Annotated in this window: 16 protein-coding genes; 6 read left to right on the plus strand and 10 right to left on the minus strand. The window is 44.6% G+C overall.

The genetic code is table 11. The annotated features are described in order from the left end of the window. Nucleotides 1–34: 34 nt before the first annotated feature. Together R7P69_RS13945 and R7P69_RS13950 are read right to left on the minus strand one after the other, a co-directional pair. A complete protein-coding gene (locus R7P69_RS13945) occupies nt 35–307 on the minus strand; it encodes a hypothetical protein (protein WP_005381911.1) in 273 nt (90 codons plus the stop codon). 115 nt (nt 308–422) lie between these two features. Beyond that, nucleotides 423–764 (minus strand): DUF2799 domain-containing protein, encoded by a 342-nt coding sequence (locus tag R7P69_RS13950; protein WP_064368998.1) that lies wholly within the window; start codon nt 762–764, stop codon nt 423–425. Nucleotides 765–1,044: 280 nt separating this feature from the next. Here R7P69_RS13950 and R7P69_RS13955 point away from each other — a divergent pair, with 280 nt between their 5' ends. The 4 genes from R7P69_RS13955 (at nt 1,045) to R7P69_RS13970 (ending at nt 5,693) form a co-directional block, all read left to right on the plus strand. Further along, nucleotides 1,045–2,529 carry a carbon starvation protein A gene (locus R7P69_RS13955; protein WP_005381914.1) on the plus strand — a complete coding sequence of 495 codons (1,485 nt, stop codon included), beginning with the start codon at nt 1,045–1,047 and terminating at the stop codon, nt 2,527–2,529. A 188-nt stretch (nt 2,530–2,717) separates the two neighbouring features. After that, nucleotides 2,718–4,388 (plus strand): sensor histidine kinase, encoded by a 1,671-nt coding sequence (locus R7P69_RS13960; protein WP_005381915.1) that lies wholly within the window; start codon nt 2,718–2,720, stop codon nt 4,386–4,388. 31 nt (nt 4,389–4,419) lie between these two features. Beyond that, entirely contained in the window at nt 4,420–5,148 is a 729-nt protein-coding gene (gene btsR / locus R7P69_RS13965) for a two-component system response regulator BtsR (protein ID WP_005381917.1), read from the plus strand. 74 nt (nt 5,149–5,222) lie between these two features. Beyond that, nucleotides 5,223–5,693 (plus strand): low molecular weight phosphatase family protein, encoded by a 471-nt coding sequence (locus R7P69_RS13970; protein WP_250155473.1) that lies wholly within the window; start codon nt 5,223–5,225, stop codon nt 5,691–5,693. A 47-nt stretch (nt 5,694–5,740) separates the two neighbouring features. Here the strand turns inward: R7P69_RS13970 and ispH are convergent, their stop codons facing one another. From ispH to murJ, 6 genes are all read right to left on the minus strand, one after another. Then, nucleotides 5,741–6,706, minus strand: a complete 966-nt coding sequence (ispH, locus tag R7P69_RS13975; protein WP_017636164.1) for a 4-hydroxy-3-methylbut-2-enyl diphosphate reductase — start codon at nt 6,704–6,706, stop codon at nt 5,741–5,743. 23 nt (nt 6,707–6,729) lie between these two features. Continuing rightward, nucleotides 6,730–7,161: an FKBP-type peptidyl-prolyl cis-trans isomerase gene (gene fkpB / locus R7P69_RS13980; protein WP_005381922.1), complete on the minus strand. Its 432-nt coding sequence runs from the start codon at nt 7,159–7,161 to the stop codon at nt 6,730–6,732. Between the two features lie 144 nt (nt 7,162–7,305). Further along, a complete protein-coding gene (gene lspA / locus R7P69_RS13985) occupies nt 7,306–7,812 on the minus strand; it encodes a signal peptidase II (RefSeq protein WP_005385948.1) in 507 nt (168 codons plus the stop codon). Nucleotides 7,813–7,885: 73 nt separating this feature from the next. Beyond that, complete coding sequence (ileS, locus tag R7P69_RS13990; RefSeq protein ID WP_154204833.1) at nt 7,886–10,714, minus strand: isoleucine--tRNA ligase; 2,829 nt, start codon at nt 10,712–10,714, stop codon at nt 7,886–7,888. 64 nt (nt 10,715–10,778) lie between these two features. Beyond that, the gene (gene ribF / locus R7P69_RS13995; RefSeq protein ID WP_005381933.1) at nt 10,779–11,714 is read right to left on the minus strand and encodes a bifunctional riboflavin kinase/FAD synthetase; all 936 of its coding nucleotides are present in this window, start codon (nt 11,712–11,714) and stop codon (nt 10,779–10,781) included. A 69-nt stretch (nt 11,715–11,783) separates the two neighbouring features. Beyond that, entirely contained in the window at nt 11,784–13,346 is a 1,563-nt protein-coding gene (murJ, locus tag R7P69_RS14000) for a murein biosynthesis integral membrane protein MurJ (protein ID WP_005385957.1), read from the minus strand. A gap of 305 nt (nt 13,347–13,651) precedes the next feature. Here murJ and rpsT point away from each other — a divergent pair, with 305 nt between their 5' ends. After that, nucleotides 13,652–13,912, plus strand: coding sequence for a 30S ribosomal protein S20 (gene rpsT, locus R7P69_RS14005; RefSeq protein WP_005381938.1), 261 nt, complete (start codon nt 13,652–13,654; stop codon nt 13,910–13,912). Nucleotides 13,913–14,216: 304 nt separating this feature from the next. Here the strand turns inward: rpsT and R7P69_RS14010 are convergent, their stop codons facing one another. Both R7P69_RS14010 and nhaR read right to left on the minus strand, forming a co-directional pair. After that, nucleotides 14,217–14,525, minus strand: coding sequence for an ArsR/SmtB family transcription factor (locus tag R7P69_RS14010; RefSeq protein WP_005381940.1), 309 nt, complete (start codon nt 14,523–14,525; stop codon nt 14,217–14,219). A gap of 288 nt (nt 14,526–14,813) precedes the next feature. After that, a complete protein-coding gene (nhaR, locus tag R7P69_RS14015; RefSeq protein ID WP_005381942.1) occupies nt 14,814–15,704 on the minus strand; it encodes a transcriptional activator NhaR in 891 nt (296 codons plus the stop codon). Between the two features lie 386 nt (nt 15,705–16,090). On the opposite strand from nhaR, the gene R7P69_RS14020 reads away from it, so the two are divergent. Continuing rightward, nucleotides 16,091–17,236: a Na/Pi symporter gene (locus R7P69_RS14020; protein WP_025768431.1), complete on the plus strand. Its 1,146-nt coding sequence runs from the start codon at nt 16,091–16,093 to the stop codon at nt 17,234–17,236. Nucleotides 17,237–17,327: the final 91 nt, after the last annotated feature.

Consider the following 17,327-nt stretch of genomic DNA (forward strand, 5'->3'; position numbering starts at 1 on the left):
TTATTTAAAAGTCAGGCGCCTTTTATGGCTTAATTTAGTAGTTCAATCGTTCAATGTGAGTAATACCGACTTTACCTTCAAGGTCACTGAACATATGAACCATTGCTGGGTATGGTTGTGCTCCAGGGTAGACAACTTCTGCATTACAGAAAAACGCATAGTTTTGTCCGGCTACGACTTGAGTAGCCACAACCAAAGGGGAGTATTTGACACCGACAAACCCCTCGATACCTTTAGCAAATACTTCTTTATTCTCTGCTGTGAGTTCATGAAATGGACTCCAGCCACCAGCCATTTGCGTTGACATAATGTGATTCCTTTTTTTGCTGTGCTCACTATCAAGCAATATGAACATAGTTTAATAAGGAAGATTTTGCCACATTTATGTGATGCAGACAGTGTAACAACGGCTTTATTGACTATTAATTTGAGTATTCATTCCAACCACGTTGCCATTCCATGCGGAATTTTTGCGCTTGCTCAGTACCTTCACAAACCCCTTCGTAATACTGACCAGATAACCCCATTTGATACGCAAAAGCAGGATTACAGTACTCACGTAAACCTTCTAAATAACCTTGGTCGTAGTCATTTTGCTTAACACTACCCAACTCACGAAGCTCGCTCATCGTGCGCGATGTGTGTCCGGTTATGCCATCTTGATATCCGATCTGATGCCAATCTCCCGACTTGGCAAGATCTGCTGTCGTTGCTGTGCATCCTGCAAGTAAAGCCAGTGCCAGACCTACCGTTACCTTTTTCATGGTTCTTCCTTAAGTAATTGTTTTCAAAAATAAGCTTACCACTAATTATTGGCGCTTGCCGCTGAGCTTGCAGATTTAACCACTGATGACTCAAATCAGCCGCTCAAGACTGTCATCAACCTTTCGCCATTTTTAAAAACCGCTCAAGCAGCATATCGACCACTCAGTGCTCTATTCGACCACTCATCTACTAACCGAATGCATTTAACACAAGTGACGCATAACATGCATCCTGAGATTAAAAAATTACCCTACCCAACTAAGACCAAGGACAATTGCTATGATGTGGTTTCTAACCTGTGTCGCAGCCCTAATCGGCGGATACTTCATCTACGGCGCTTTCGTCGAGAAGATTTTCGGCATCAATGAAAAACGCCAAACGCCAGCTCACACCAAATCGGACGGTGTTGACTTCGTTCCAATGTCAACAAAGAAAGTTTACCTAGTTCAACTACTTAACATCGCAGGTGTTGGTCCAATTTTTGGCCCGATCATGGGGGCACTATACGGTCCTGCGGCGATGCTTTGGATTGTAGTCGGTTGTATTTTTGCTGGTGCAGTACACGATTACTTCTCAGGCATGCTTTCAGTGCGTAACGGCGGTGCATCTGTACCTACCATTACAGGTCGCTACCTAGGTAATGGCGCAAAACACTTTATGAATATTTTTGCCATTGTCCTATTACTTCTAGTTGGCGTAGTGTTCGTTTCAGCCCCTGCTGGCATGATTACTAACCTCATCAATGATCAAACAAGCTTGAGCGTAAGCATGACTACAATGGTTATTGCTATCTTTGCTTACTACATCATTGCGACGATTGTTCCCGTCGATAAAATCATTGGTCGTTTCTACCCACTGTTTGGCGCCCTACTTATCTTTATGTCTGTTGGCCTAATGACAGCCGTTGCTTTCTCTAGCGAACACACAGTAATGGGTGACTTCCAAGTTTCGGACATGTTCTCTAACCTCAACCCAAATGACATGCCGTTATGGCCTGCATTGTTCATCACTATCGCATGTGGCGCTATCTCTGGCTTCCACGCAACTCAGTCTCCACTGATGGCGCGTTGTATGGAAAATGAGAAAAACGGTCGCTTCGTATTCTACGGTGCAATGATTGGTGAAGGTGTTATCGCGCTAATTTGGTGTGCTATCGCTCTGTCTTTCTTCGGCTCTCTAGACGCTCTATCCGAAGCTGTGAAAAACGGTGGTCCTGGTAACGTGGTATACAGCGCATCATTTGGTCTGCTAGGTGTGTTCGGTGGTATCCTTGCGTTCCTGGGTGTGGTTATCCTACCAATTACGTCTGGCGATACAGCGTTCCGTTCAAGCCGCTTGATCCTTGCTGAATACTTCAACATGGAACAAAAAACGCTACGTAACCGTCTACTGATGGCACTTCCACTGTTCGTTATCGGCGGTATCTTAACTCAAGTAGACTTCGGCATTATCTGGCGCTACTTCGGTTTTGCAAACCAAACAACAGCGGTAATGATGCTTTGGACTGCGTCCGCTTACCTACTGCGTCACAACAAGCTGCACTGGATTACCACTATCCCAGCTATCTTCATGACCACGGTATGTGTCACGTTCATCTTAAACAACAGCTCGCTAGGTTTTGGTCTGCCAATGCAACTATCAACTATCGTAGGTATTGTGTTTGCCCTAGCTGTGACAGGTTACGTTATCAAAACCTCTAAGGGTAAAGGTGAAACTGAACTGGCTGACGAAGAGAAACCACAAGCCGTATCAGAAACAGCGTAATACTCGTCACATCTGAGTGACTAAGATAGGAGCCTGCCAATTGCAGGCTCTTTTTGTTTTATACCCAAGTCACTTTAAGACTCAGAAAGCACAGCATCATTTACTTAGCTGTTCTTATCTATCTGAGCCAAGCATCTTGAGGTTACTTAGGTATACAATAACAACATTGATTCTAGGTTAGGTTCACTATGGAACTGGTCATCTCCCTTTTACAACAGATGTGTGTGTACTTAGTTTTGGCTTACATGCTAAGTAAAACGCCAATCATCTTACCTTTGCTGAGTATTTCTTCGCGCTTAAGCCACCGCCTAATTTGTTACGTACTCTTCTCTGGCTTTTGTATTCTCGGCACCTATTTCGGTCTGCACATCAACGATGCTATTGCCAATACTCGTGCGATCGGCGCAGTTATGGGCGGGCTGTTTGGTGGACCTGTTGTAGGTTTCGCCGTCGGATTTACTGGTGGCATCCATCGATACTCTCTTGGTGGTTTTACCGACCTAGCCTGTGCAATTTCAACCACCGCCGAGGGCGTAATTGGTGGCTTGCTCCACGTTTACCTTATCAAGCGAAATAAAGGCGCATTGCTGTTTAATCCAAGCGTCGTATTCAGCGTTACGTTTGTTGCAGAAGTGGTGCAAATGATTTTGCTGCTCGCCGTCGCGAAACCTTTTGATCAAGCCTATGAACTGGTGTCCGCTATTGCAGCGCCTATGATCATCGCGAATTCATTTGGTGCGGCGTTGTTCATGAGTATCCTGCAAGACAGAAAAGCAATCTTTGAAAAGTTTTCTGCGACGTTTTCGCGTCGAGCGCTCACCATTGCAGATCGCTCAGTGGGAATTCTAAGCAACGGCTTCAACACCGAAAACGCAGAGAAAATCGCGCGTATTATTTACGAAGAAACCAAAGTGGGCGCTGTCGCGATTACTGACCAAGAAAAAATCTTAGCGTTTGTGGGCATTGGCGATGATCACCATAAACCAAACACGCCGATTTCATCGCAAAGCACATTAGACTCCATGGAGAAAAACGACATCATTTATCTTGATGGTGCGGAGCGTCCATACCAATGCTCCATTGCAAAAGATTGCAAGCTCGGATCTGCGCTGATCATCCCACTGCGTGCAGGGAAAGAGGTCATTGGTACCATAAAGCTGTATGAACCGAAGCGTAAATTGTTCTCGACGGCCAACATGTCGATGGCGGAAGGAATAGCCCAGCTTCTATCTAGCCAAATCCTTTATGGCGATTACCAACAACAACAAGCCTTACTCGCCCAAGCAGAAATAAAATTGCTTCACGCTCAGGTGAATCCACACTTTTTGTTTAATGCACTCAATACTATTAGTGCGATTACTCGTCGTGACCCTGACAAAGCGCGCGAGCTAATCCAAAATTTATCGCACTTCTTCCGCAGCAATTTAAAGCAGAACATTAATACCGTGACGCTAAAGGAAGAGCTTGCACATGTGAACTCGTACTTGAGCATCGAAAAAGCGCGTTTTACGGACCGCTTAGAGGTTGAAATCGATATTCAACCTGAATTGCTGGACATCAAATTACCAAGCTTTACACTCCAGCCTTTGGTTGAGAATGCCATTAAGCATGGCATTTCAAACATGCTTGAAGGTGGTAAAGTTCATATATACAGCGAAGCACACCCACAAGGTCACTTGATTACCGTCGAAGACAACGCAGGCAGTTTTGAACCGCCAAAAGAAAACCACTCAGGGCTAGGTTTAGAAATTGTCGACAAACGTCTCACTAATCAATTTGGACGTGATGCAGCGCTAAAAATTACGTGCGAGCCACATCAATTTACTAAAATGAGCTTTATCATTCCCCCAAAATCATAAAAGCACGCTGAAGCAATAAAGGTAATGTTGGATGTTAACCGCACTCGTCATTGATGATGAACAGTTTGCTCGTGAAGAGCTAGCAGAGTTACTGGATGAAACAGGCCAAGTTGAGGTCGTGGGCGATGCCTCAAACGCAATCCTTGGCCTAAAAAAAATCAATGAACTTAAGCCTGATGTGGTGTTTCTCGATATCCAAATGCCTCAAGTCACGGGGATTGAACTACTTGGGATGCTTGATCCAGAAACCATGCCTTATGTGGTTTTTGTCACGGCTTATGATCAGTATGCGATTCAAGCATTTGAAGACAATGCCTTTGATTACTTGCTCAAACCTGTCGACCCATGCCGGTTAACTAAAACGGTCAAACGGCTAAATAAAGTCATTAGCCAATCCGCCCTAACGCAACAACTGTCTGCTATTACACCTGACACGTTGGATCAGATACCGTGCATCGGACACAACCGCATCGTTATCATGGCCACCGACACGGTGGAATGTGCTTACAGTGATATCAGCGGCGTGCATGTACGCTCCACCAGCCAAACCGCGAGCACCCAACTGACATTAAAAACGTTGGAAGAGAAAACCCCTCTAGTCCGCTGCCATCGTCAATACTTAGTCAGTATTAAAGCGATTAGCGAAATCAAGTTACTGGAAAATGGGTTAGCGGAAATCATCACCAAAACAGGCTTTGAGATACCAGTAAGCCGCCGCTACTTAAAGGTGCTCAAAGAGATGCTCGGCATTAGCCACTAACACAAAAACTTCACACATCATCGCTGAGTTTCCGCTAGCGTATAAATAGGACGCTCTGAAAAGACGAGGCGATGATGTATAAAGTTTTATTCATATGTAAGCACAACGCTGGACGAAGCGTCCTCGCGGAGTCAATCGCAACCAATATCCTGTCAGCAGATTTTAGTGTCACCAGTGGAGGCTCACATCCCACAGGCAAGGTGCACCCAGTGGTGCAAAAATATTTAGATGACCACCAACTCCCCATTCCGCATATCCACACACATTCATGGGAGGAGCGAACTCAGTTTCTTCCCGACATCGTTATTATTCTCTGTGATTCTTTACATCAAGAAACCGCTCCTCAGTGGCTTGCAGGTGGTGTTCGAGTAAACTGGCAAGTTGATGCTTTTCCGACCGATGGTTCTGATGAAGACATGTACGCACATTGCGAAAAGGTTGCTCAATCGCTTGAGCGAAGAATCACGAAGATGTCTGATATGATTATCGATGGTTTAGGAAAAGACCAAATTCGTGATTACCTAAATGAGTTAAGAGAGATGTAAAAAAGGCGACCCACAAGGTCGCCTTTTGAATATTCGATAAATGGAGACTAATCCACTTGCTTGATTTGCAGTTCTTTAGGTACTTCAAAGAACATATTCTCTTCACGGCCAAGTACTTCATCAACCGCTTCGGCACCAACGAGTTCTTTGATTCGCTCTAGAATCTGATTAACGAGCTCTTCCGGAGCAGATGCTCCCGCAGTCACGCCGACCTTTGTTTTGCCTTCAAACCACTCAGGTTTGATATCTTCCGGACAGTCGGTTAAGTAGCCAGGTGTCCCTAGCTTTTCAGCTAGCTCTTTAAGACGTGTAGAGTTTGATGAGTTTTTAGAACCCACCACAACCATCACATCTACGTCACCAGCTAATTCACGTACGGCATCTTGGCGGTTTTGTGTCGCATAACAGATATCGTCTTTACGTGGACCTTGGATATCTGGGAACACGCGGCGTAGCTCTTCGATAACATCGGCAGTTTCATCGACAGAAAGCGTCGTTTGGCTTACGTAATGAAGATCGGATGGATCTTTCACAATCGCCTTCAGTTTCTCAACATCGGCTGGAGTTTCAACCAAGTACATACCACCGGTTTCACTGGCGTATTGCCCCATCGTACCTTCGACTTCAGGGTGACCTGCGTGACCAATCAGAACCACTTCCATATTACGACGGCTCGCACGCGCCACTTCCATATGCACCTTGGTTACTAAAGGACACGTTGCGTCAAATACGGTCAAATCACGCAGCTTGGCTTCCTGACGAACCGCCTGCGATACACCATGAGCAGAAAAAATCACAATGTTGTTGTCTGGCACTTCATGCAGCTCTTCAACGAAGATAGCACCACGTTGTTTTAGCCCTTCAACCACAAAACGGTTATGCACCACTTCATGACGCACATAAATCGGTGGCTGATACATCTCTAGCGCACGCTCTACGATGCTAATCGCACGGTCTACACCAGCACAAAAGCCGCGTGGGTTAGCTAATAGGATTTTCATTTCATTGCTCATGGAAATTATCTTTATTGGGTTCGCTATTCTACTGACAAAATTTCAACTTCGAAAGTCACGTCTTGTCCCGCTAGAGGATGGTTGAAGTCCACAGTGACTGAATCGCCTGCAATCTCTGTAATAATGCCCGGGATTTCCATGCCATCAGGGCCACTGAAGGCCATGATTGTACCAACTTCCACTTCTGCATCACCTACAAATTTAGTGCGATCCATATAGTGAATATGATCAGGGTTTGGCATACCAAACGCGTCTTCTGCCTTTAGCTCAATCGCTTTTTGTGCGCCTGTTTCGAGGCCTATCAAGCACTGCTCAAAGTTTTCACTCAAGCTGCCATCACCCATAACAAATTTCGCTGGTTTACCCATGTTATGAGTACTATCTGCAACCGATCCGTCTTTCATTTTAATCGTAAAGTGAAGGGTTACTACCGATTCATTGGTTATTGTTGTCACGTTAATGCTTCCTTGTTCTTGGGTTATTACGCTGTCAGCTTGGTCTTTTTATACATTGATATGCTGATTGGCGCTCCAACATAATAAAAAGCGTCGCTCGAATCAACGGACGACGCTTAGGGTTATTCGATATACCGCAAAAGATTACTTGTCAGCGTCTTTTTTACGGAAGCCATCCAGAATAATCATTGCCGCACCAATACAGATCGCCATGTCAGCAAGGTTGAATGCTGGCCAGTGGTAGTTACCCCAGAAGAAGTCTAGGTAATCAACAACAAAGCCATGAACGACGCGGTCAAACACGTTGCCCACTGCACCACCAATAATCAGTGCATAAGCAATGTTGTTCCATTTTTCTTTTGCTGGAAGCTTACTCATCCAGTAGGTCAAAAGACCCGTAACAACAAACGCGATACCTGTAAATAACCAGCGCTGCCAACCAGCTTGATCGCTCAAGAAGCTGAAAGCGGCACCGTAGTTATGAACGTAAAGTAGGTTGAAGAATGGCAACACCTCAATTCGGTTTGCCCATCCGTAGCCCATGTTGTCCATCACCACCAATTTGATGCCAATATCTGCAATAAATACCAGAATTGCTAACCACAGCCAGCGAACTCCAGATTGCTTTAACGTCAGTGCTTTTTCACTCATTACTTTACCTACAAACAGCCCCAGTAAATACTGGGGCTGTTAATTTTAAAAAAAGTTCAGTCGTTCTAGGCAATTACGCGAATTTACGTACTTCACCTTCGCCGTCTACGTTAGACACACAACGACCACAGATCTTCTCGTGACCTTCAATTGTGCCTACGTCTGGCGTGTGGTGCCAACAACGGTCACACTTCTCGCCTTCAGCTGCTGCTACTTCTACAAACAAGCCTTCGATATCCGTCGCTTGTGCTGCATCCGTCTTCTCACCTAGAGGCTTAACTTTCGCAGCAGATGTTAGTAGAACAAAGCGCAATTCATCTTCAAGTTTGTTGATCTTCGCCGCTAGTGCGTCATCAGCAAATAGAGTCACTTCAGCTTGTAGTGCACCACCAATGGTTTTCTCTTTACGCGCATCTTCTAGAAGTTTGTTAACCGCACCACGAACCGCTTGGATCTCAGTCCAGAATTCGTTGTTCAGCTCTTCACCTTCAGCAAGACCGAATAGGCCGTCGAACCACTCACCAGTGAATACGAACTTGTCGCGTTGACCTGGCATTTCGTTCCAGATTTCATCTGCAGTGAACGACATGATTGGCGCCATCCAACGAACTAGCGCTTCTACGATGTAGTAAAGTGCTGTCTGACAGCTACGTTGAGCGTTGCCGCCACGTTTTGCTGTGTACTGACGGTCTTTAATTACGTCTAGGTAGAAAGAGCCCATCTCGATTGAACAGAATTGCATTAGACGCTGAGTCACACCGTGTGTGTTGTACTCTTCGTATGCTTTAACAATCTCTTCTTGTGCTGCTAGTGCACGACCAACCGCCCAGCGATCTAGCGCAACCATCTCTTCAACAGGAACGATGTCTGTTTCAGGGTTGAAGCCGCTCAAGTTAGCTAGGAAGAAACGCGCTGTGTTACGGATACGACGGTACGCATCTGCGCTGCGTTTTAGGATTTCATCAGAAACCGCAACTTCACCAGTGTAGTCTGTAGAAGCAACCCATAGACGAAGAATGTCAGCACCTAGCTTGTTGGTTACGTCTTTTGGCGCAACCACGTTACCGATAGATTTAGACATCTTACGACCCTGACCGTCAACCACGAAACCGTGTGTCAGTACTTGTTTGTAAGGTGCTTCGTCTTTCATCGCAATAGATGAAATTAAAGAAGATTGGAACCAACCGCGGTGTTGGTCAGAACCTTCTAGGTATAGGTCTGCACTGTTGCCGTTGTACTCTTCACGAGCATCAACAACAGAGAAGTGAGTGACACCTGAATCGAACCATACGTCTAGCGTATCTAGCACTTTTTCGTATTGGTCAGCGTCAGCACCTAGTAGTTCAGCGGCATCTACATCCCACCATGCTTGGATGCCTTTCTCTTCAACCAGCTTAGCGACTTTCTCGATCAGCTCTAGCGTGTTTGGATGAAGTTCTGCTGTTTCTTTATGAACAAACAGAGCAATTGGCACACCCCAAGTACGTTGACGAGAGATACACCACTCAGGGCGACCTTCGATCATACCTTCGATGCGGCTTTGACCCCACTCAGGCATCCACTCTACATTCTTGATTGACTCTAATGCTTTAGCACGTAGGCCAGCTTGGTCCATAGAAACGAACCATTGAGGTGTAGCACGGAAGATGATTGGGGTCTTATGACGCCAACAGTGTGGGTAGCTGTGCTCGTAAGCGTGGTGGTGTAGTAGTGCACCTTTTTCTTTTAGTACTTCTACTACTGCATCGTTCGCTTTAAAAACGTGCTGACCAGCAAATAGCTCTGTATCTGGTAGGTAAACGCCGTTTGAGCCAACTGGGTTTGCTACTTCTAGGTTGTACTTGTTACCAACCGCGAAGTCTTCTTGACCGTGACCAGGAGCAGTGTGAACAACACCAGTACCTGAATCAGTCGTAACGTGATCACCAAGGATCGCCGGTACAGTGAAATCGTAGAATGGGTGTTGGAATTGAGAAAGCTCTAGGTCCGCACCTTTAGCAAAGCCAAGGTTGTGGAAGTGCTCGATACCCGCACGGTCCATTACGTCTTTCGCTAGCTCAGCAGCAACGATGATACGCTCAGCGTTGTCGCCTTCTGTTTGGATAAGCACGTACTCTAGATCATCACGTAGACATACTGCGCGGTTTGCAGGCAGTGTCCAAGGTGTTGTTGTCCAGATAACGATAGATACGTCACCGTGACCTTCATGACCTTCTGTCAGTTCAAATTTAGATAGCAGTGCCGCTTCGTCAGCCGCTTTAAAACGAACGTCGATAGATGGCGATACTTTATCTTTGTATTCTACTTCCGCTTCAGCAAGAGCAGAACCACAGTCTGTACACCAGTGAACAGGTTTGAAACCTTTTAGCAGGTGACCATTGCTTGCGATCTTACCAAGAGCACGAATAATGTTCGCTTCAGTTGCGAAATCCATAGTGCGGTATGGCTTGTCCCACTCACCCATGATACCAAGGCGTTTGAAGCTCTCTTTCTGACCTTCAACCTGACCTGCTGCGTATTCACGACATTTCTCGCGGAATTCCGCTGCTGTCACTTTTTGGCCTGGCTTACCTACTTTCTTCTCTACCATTAATTCGATTGGTAGACCGTGGCAGTCCCAGCCTGGGATGTAAGGTGCGTCAAAACCTGAAAGTGTTTTGGATTTAATAATAATGTCTTTAAGAATCTTGTTTAGTGCGTGACCAATATGAATGTCACCATTTGCGTAAGGAGGGCCATCGTGCAATACGAATGACTTTTTGCCTTTCTTAGCTTTACGGATTTCACCGTAAAGATCTTCTTTGTACCAACGCTTAAGCATTTCTGGCTCACGATTGGCCAGGTTGCCGCGCATTGGAAACCCTGTTTCAGGTAAGTTCAGGGTATCTTTATACTCACTCATCGATTCTTAATTCCGTTATATTGGGCGAAAATTAGACATTATGTTGAACGGTGGAATAAACCGCTCAACGCTTAAGCTGACGCAGCCACACCCTTGCTGCTTCAGCATCCAATTCGATTTGTTGTTTAAGTGCTTCAAACGACTCAAACTTTTGCTCATCTCGAAGTTTATGCAAAAGTTCCACTTCTAGTTGCTTGCCATATAAATTGGCATGAAAGTCGAATAAGTGCACTTCTAACTGTTGGCGAACACCATTGACGGTTGGTCTTTGACCAATATTAGCAACACCACCAACTGGCTTATTTCCTAAGCCAAGCGCTTGAACAACATAGACTCCGGAAACCGGAGAAACACAGCGTTTCAAAGGAATATTTGCAGTAGGGAACCCAATGGTTCGACCTAGCTTTCTTCCGTGAGAAACACGACCGCTGATGCTGTAGTTTCTTCCCAGCATCTGTTGCGCGGAATGCAAATCGTCACGCGCCAGCGCTTGACGGATAGCCGTACTGCTGACACGTAATTGTTGTAAACAAAAGCTCTGGGTACTTACGACATCAAAGCCGTATTTTTCCCCTGCTTCCTGCAGCATTGCAAAGTTACCTGTACGGCCTTTGCCAAAGCAGAAATCATCACCAACGACAAGAAACTTAACACCCAAACGCTCGACCAACAAGTCACGGATAAACTCTTCCGCGGTTAAACTTGCAAAATGGCGATTGAAATTGACACACAGTAAGCGGTCAATATCGAGCTTACTCAATTGCACGAACTTATCGCGTAATCGCGTCAACCTTGCAGGTGCCTTGTCTTTGGCAAACAGCTCCATCGGCTGAGGTTCAAAGGTCATCACAACAGAAGGCAAGGATAGCCTGTCCGCTTGCTCAGACACTTGCTGCAATACTTGTTGATGGCCTTTATGGACACCATCGAAATTGCCAATAGTCAGCACACAACCATGATGTCGCGGGTTGATATTGTGAATGCCTCTAATCAGTTCCATTGGATACTGCTTTCTGCCTCTGTTTTACTTTACACTGTGTGAAACTGACGGATTATATACTAATCACCCTCAGTCTGTCCCAGCTTTTAGGTCTTTTAAACGCGCACCAGTTAAAAATAGAACCACTAGGTAAACTACGGCTCCTAAACCGATCAACATCCCTAGCACCGCGCTTCGGTGAGCAAAGCTCCAGCCCAGCCATACTGACATATCTTCCAGTTGCCATAAGATTGCCGCCACCATCGCCGCGCCAGCAATAGCTAAACGTATAATAAAGAAGACGGTTCGCTTAGTGATTTGGTATACCTCTGCGATGTGCAGGCCACGATACAGCAGTGCCATATTCACAAATGCCGATAGTGCCGTCGCGATAGCCAAGCCAACGTAGCCATAGAAGTACGCAAAAATTGCATTAAATACCATGTTGGTCACCATCGCAATGATGCCGTATTTCACTGGCGTTTTAGTGTCTTGACGCGAGTAATAACCCGGAGCGAGCACTTTAATCAGCATAAAGTTCAACAAGCCTGAAGCGTAAGCAAAGAGTGACAATGATGCTTGATGTACGTCTTGTGGCGAAAACTCACCTCGCATGAATAACACCATCAACATAGGTTTTGCCAGTACCATCAAACCAAGCATTGCAGGAAGGCCAAGTAAGATCACCATGCGCACCCCCCAGTCCATGGTTTGTGCGAATCCTTCATTTTGTGCGTCAACATGTTTGCGTGATAATGCTGGTAAAATCACCGTTGCAATAGCAATACCAAACAGACCTAACGGGAATTCCAACAAGCGATCTGAATAGTACAACCAACTGATCGAACCGGTTTGCAGAAAGCTGGCAATAAAAGTATCAAACAACAAGTTGATTTGGCTTACCGACACACCGAACAAAGCAGGAATCATTAAGGTTCGGATCTTCACCACGCCCGGATCGCGCCAGCCCCATTTCGGCTTAACCATAACCCCCGCTTTAATAAGGAAAGGGATTTGAAATAAGAACTGAACCAAACCACCAAGGAAAACACCGATGGCAAGACCAATCTCTGGCTGTGGCATCTGCGGCGAGATAAACCATGCTGCCAAAATGATCATCACATTGAGGAAGACAGGAGTAAACGAAGAAACCGCAAACTTACCTAGTGTATTGAGAATGGCTCCCGATAGGGCAACAAAAGTGATGAACCATAAATAAGGAAAGGTAATCTTGAGCATCACGCTAGCAAGTTCGAACTTCTCAGCCGCGGGACCACCATGCATCCAGTCTAGGAACCAACCAAAACCAAACAGTGCAGTCACCACTCCGGAACCTAGAACACCTAAGATGGTAACAATTGAGACTATCACCCCTAATGTACCCGCCGCACGAGCAATGAGCTCCCGAGTTTTATCCATGTCGCCTTGAGCATGGCTTTCCGTTAAAACAGGTACAAACGCTTGGGAAAAAGCACCTTCAGCAAACAAACGTCGTAAAAAATTAGGAATTTTATTGGCGAAGAAAAAGACGTCTGCGCTTGCTCCTGCCCCCATTAAATTTGCCACTACAACATCACGAACTAGGCCAAGAACGCGGGAAATAAATGTCATAGCACTGACGATCATGCCAGACTTGAGTAGTCGTTTACTCACTGTAACCTCGGAATATCACCATAAGACAGCTAACCCTATACTGTTTCTCTGACAGGTGCTGTAAATAGACGTCAAAAATCTATCCGCGGGTTGTAAGGAATAAGTGTGCCTTTCGCGGATAATTATTAGCATTGGTATAAAAATGCTGTTAGAATCCCCGCCATCTTAACCGCGATAACCTCTCTTACCAAAATTTGTTTTGGCTTAGATCGGTTTTTGCACAAATCATTTGACATTTAAGCGCAAATGAGGGATATTCCTCGCCCTTAAATTGTCACAGAACTAAGTTTTTGGGAGTTAGACCCTTGGCAAATAGTAAATCTGCTAAGAAGCGCGCTATCCAAGCTGAGAAACGTCGTCAGCACAATGCTAGCCGTCGCTCAATGATGCGTACTTACATGAAGAAAACTGTTGCTGCTATCGAAGCAGGCGACAAAGAAGCTGCAACTGCTGCATTCGCTGTAGTTACACCTATCCTAGACCGCATGGCAACTAAAGGCCTTATTCACAAGAATAAAGCAGCTCGCCATAAGTCTCGTTTCGCTGCACAAATCAAAGCTCTTTAATAGAGTCCTGATTTTACAGTGAAGAAAAAACCGACCTTGTGTCGGTTTTTTTATATCTACAAAGTTTTCTTAATAAAAAAAGCTGGCAATGCCAGCTTTTCTTTTTCTGAATGTCCCATTTAAAGACATCAGCTTATTCATTACCCATATAACGCTCAAACTAGAAAGCACTAATAAAACACTTGAGAACAAAGCAAATTGGTCGATGAGTAGTACCCTATCATCAAAAGTTTAACGCCACTCTCAAATATTCCAACAAGTTAGATTCACACTCTAAGATGAGCAGTATATTAGGACTATTTAATTAATGTTGAGCACTCTCAGCACAATAAAGACTATGCAGTGTTTTTATTAACGCTTTCACTTCATCACTCTTTAATGTGTAGTACACCGTCTGTGCTTCTTTCCTTGTCGTGACTAACTCATCACGGCGAAGCCAAGCAAGATGCTGAGATAATGCCGACTGGCTTAGCTCTAACTTTGCACACAGCTCTCCCACGGACAGCTCTTGGTTATGCAGCATACAAAGGATTTGTAGGCGTCTCTCGTTTGCCATCGCTTTGAGCAACACGACGGCTTTTGCGGAGTTCTGCTCCATTTCTTGTAGATTCATGTGTTGGACCTCTAGCTACAACTTACTTATTCCAACCCTGGCCAGCTTGTTGTGTTGCACTGATTTATATATCTAAGAAAATCAAGATACACTCCCAGAGTCTTCATTATTAGAACCTCTAATTTAGTTGTTAGTGATACACCAATATTATCCACCAAGGATTTTAATTGGTGCGCCATCAATAATTAATAGTTTTGCTCACTAAAACAAGTATCTTGCTTACTTAGATATTATTTAGAATTATATTTTTATTGATAGTAATCTATTTATTTACGCAACGATACGGGTTTACTCAAACATTTGACTGAAATCAGCATCACAAACATTTTTTACCGCGGGGTGTTGGATCATTCGTTCCGCAAAAATCACGTAGTACTCTTCTTTTAGCCCATCGACATGGCCAATTAGCTGTAAATTTCGGTCGTCTTCAATCTCCGACATGTATACGGTCGGTGCCAAGAAAATCACATCATCGTGGTACCGAGCAAAAGCTTTCATCAACGCAACATCATCAAACTCCCCCAGCACATTGGGTTGAAGGCCTTGACGATCAAACCATTGAATAACTTTACGCCCCATAGCCGTTCGGCTCGCGGGAATCAGAAGTTTTTTTTGTTCCAAGATCTCAGGGAATCGCACATTTTCAATTTCAGAAGAAGCAAAAAAGCTCATGCTACTTTCACCTAACTTTTTGCTATAAAGGCCAGGACTTTGAGTAGAATCAACGGGACAATCCGAAAGGATCATATCTAGCTTGTGCTGAGAAAGGCGTTCAAGTAGCAGTTCGTGGGTCGATTCATAACAGCGTAAATGAATACTGTTATCTTCCGGGACGGTCGTCATCAGTACTTTACTGACCAAGCGTTTAGATAATGCATCGGCTACACCAACTTCAAATAGAATGTTCGAGTGCTGGCTGTAATTGACGATATCTAACATCTCATAACTCAAACCGAACATCCGGTCGGCGTACTTAAACACAAGCTGACCTAACTCAGTGGGCTCAACTGTACGACCATTGCGCTTGGTTAACTTTCCTTTCATGCGCTCTTCAAGCGCTTTAATCTGTCCTGTCACGGTTTGCGGTGTCAGGAAGAGCGCGTCAGCCGCCTTAGTTACAGAGCCCTGTTTGCACACCATCCAGAAATAATAGAGATGGTTGTAGTTTAGATGTGACATGATCGAGTCCCGAAAAGAAAGTGATACTTTTTATACCAAATGTGACAGAGACAAACAATAAACTCGACAAAACCATACAATACCTTACAAAAGCATAAGTTTTACCGAAAGTATAAAGTCAACACTGTCATAAAAGTTGAACTGAGGCGCATTTTCTCTACAAAAAAAACGCAAAAACCAAACAAAACGAAATCAAAATTTAACCATTAAAATCAACAAGTTAAAAATTAACTTTCTTCCTCTTTTACGCCATTATCAAAAAGAACAATAAAAATCTCTCACAGCAAGAAATCTGTAATATTACTGAAATATTTGTTCTCTAACATCGCCCGCAGATTCAACTACAGACCGAAAAATGAACTGAAAGGTCAACGGAGAAAATTATGATGAACCAAGCTACTTCAACAGTGGCACCAATTTCGAGCACAGCTCGTTGGTTACGCTGGGCTAACTTGGCATTCATGTTATATCTGCTTCTTCTAGCAGTATCTATGGTTGGTAGTGGCTTTAAATGGGCAACTGGCGATCAAGCTAAGGTGCTATTTGAATTTGCCGCACACCCAGTTGCAGGTCTAATGATCGGCTTGGTGGCAACAGCCTTAATTCAGTCTTCAAGTACTGTAACGTCTATTATTGTAGGCTTGGTTGCAGGTGGCTTACCTGTAGAAACCGCTATCCCTATGGTGATGGGTGCTAACATTGGTACCACAGTGACCAATACGCTTGTGTCTCTTGGCCACGTGCGCTGTAAAGAAGAGTTCAAACGTGCATTTGCAAGTGCAACCATTCATGACTTCTTCAACTTGCTTGCTGTCGCTATTTTCCTTCCGTTGGAAATGATGTTCGGCATTTTAGAGAAAGTTTCTCACTGGCTTGTTTCTCCACTGCTTGCTACTGGTGATATGAGCATTAAAGGCTTCAACTTTATTAAACCAATTACAAAGCCAGTCGTAGGCGCAATTAAAGAGCCACTTTCTACCTTCGGTGATACTGTTGGCGGCGTCATGCTTATTGCTTTGGGTATTGCGACTATCTTCGTTGCAATCACAGTGATGGGTAAATTGATGAAGAGCCTAATGGTTGGTCGCGCACGTGAAATTTTGAAAAACGCCATCGGTCGTGGTCCTATTCACGGCATCGTATCAGGCTCAATCGTGACCGTTCTAGTACAATCTTCCTCAACCACGACAAGTTTAATGGTTCCGTTGGTTGGTACTGGCGTGTTGAAAGTACGAGATATCTACCCTTTCACTCTGGGTGCTAACATTGGTACTTGTATTACGGCACTACTAGCAGCGACAGCGGTATCTGGAGAGTTCGCAGTATTCGCACTACAAATCGCTCTAGTCCACTTAGTATTTAACATCATGGCGACGCTGTTTATCTTTGGAATTCCATTCCTACGTGAGATTCCGGTTAAAGGCGCTGAGATGATTTCTGAAATGGCTATTAAGAATAAAGCAGTTGTTGGTGGTTACCTAATGTCAGTATTCGTTATTCTACCAGGTGCAATTCTAGCCCTAACAACGTAACAACAACGACATACCATCGCTTATTGTTTAGGCTCCACATCGTGGAGCCTTTTTTATGATAATTAAACTGTTCAAATCGATTGTCCGGTGA

Origin of the sequence: Vibrio sp. 661, assembly GCF_033339315.1 — a bacterium.
GTDB classification, from domain to species: Bacteria; Pseudomonadota; Gammaproteobacteria; order Enterobacterales; family Vibrionaceae; genus Vibrio; species Vibrio alginolyticus.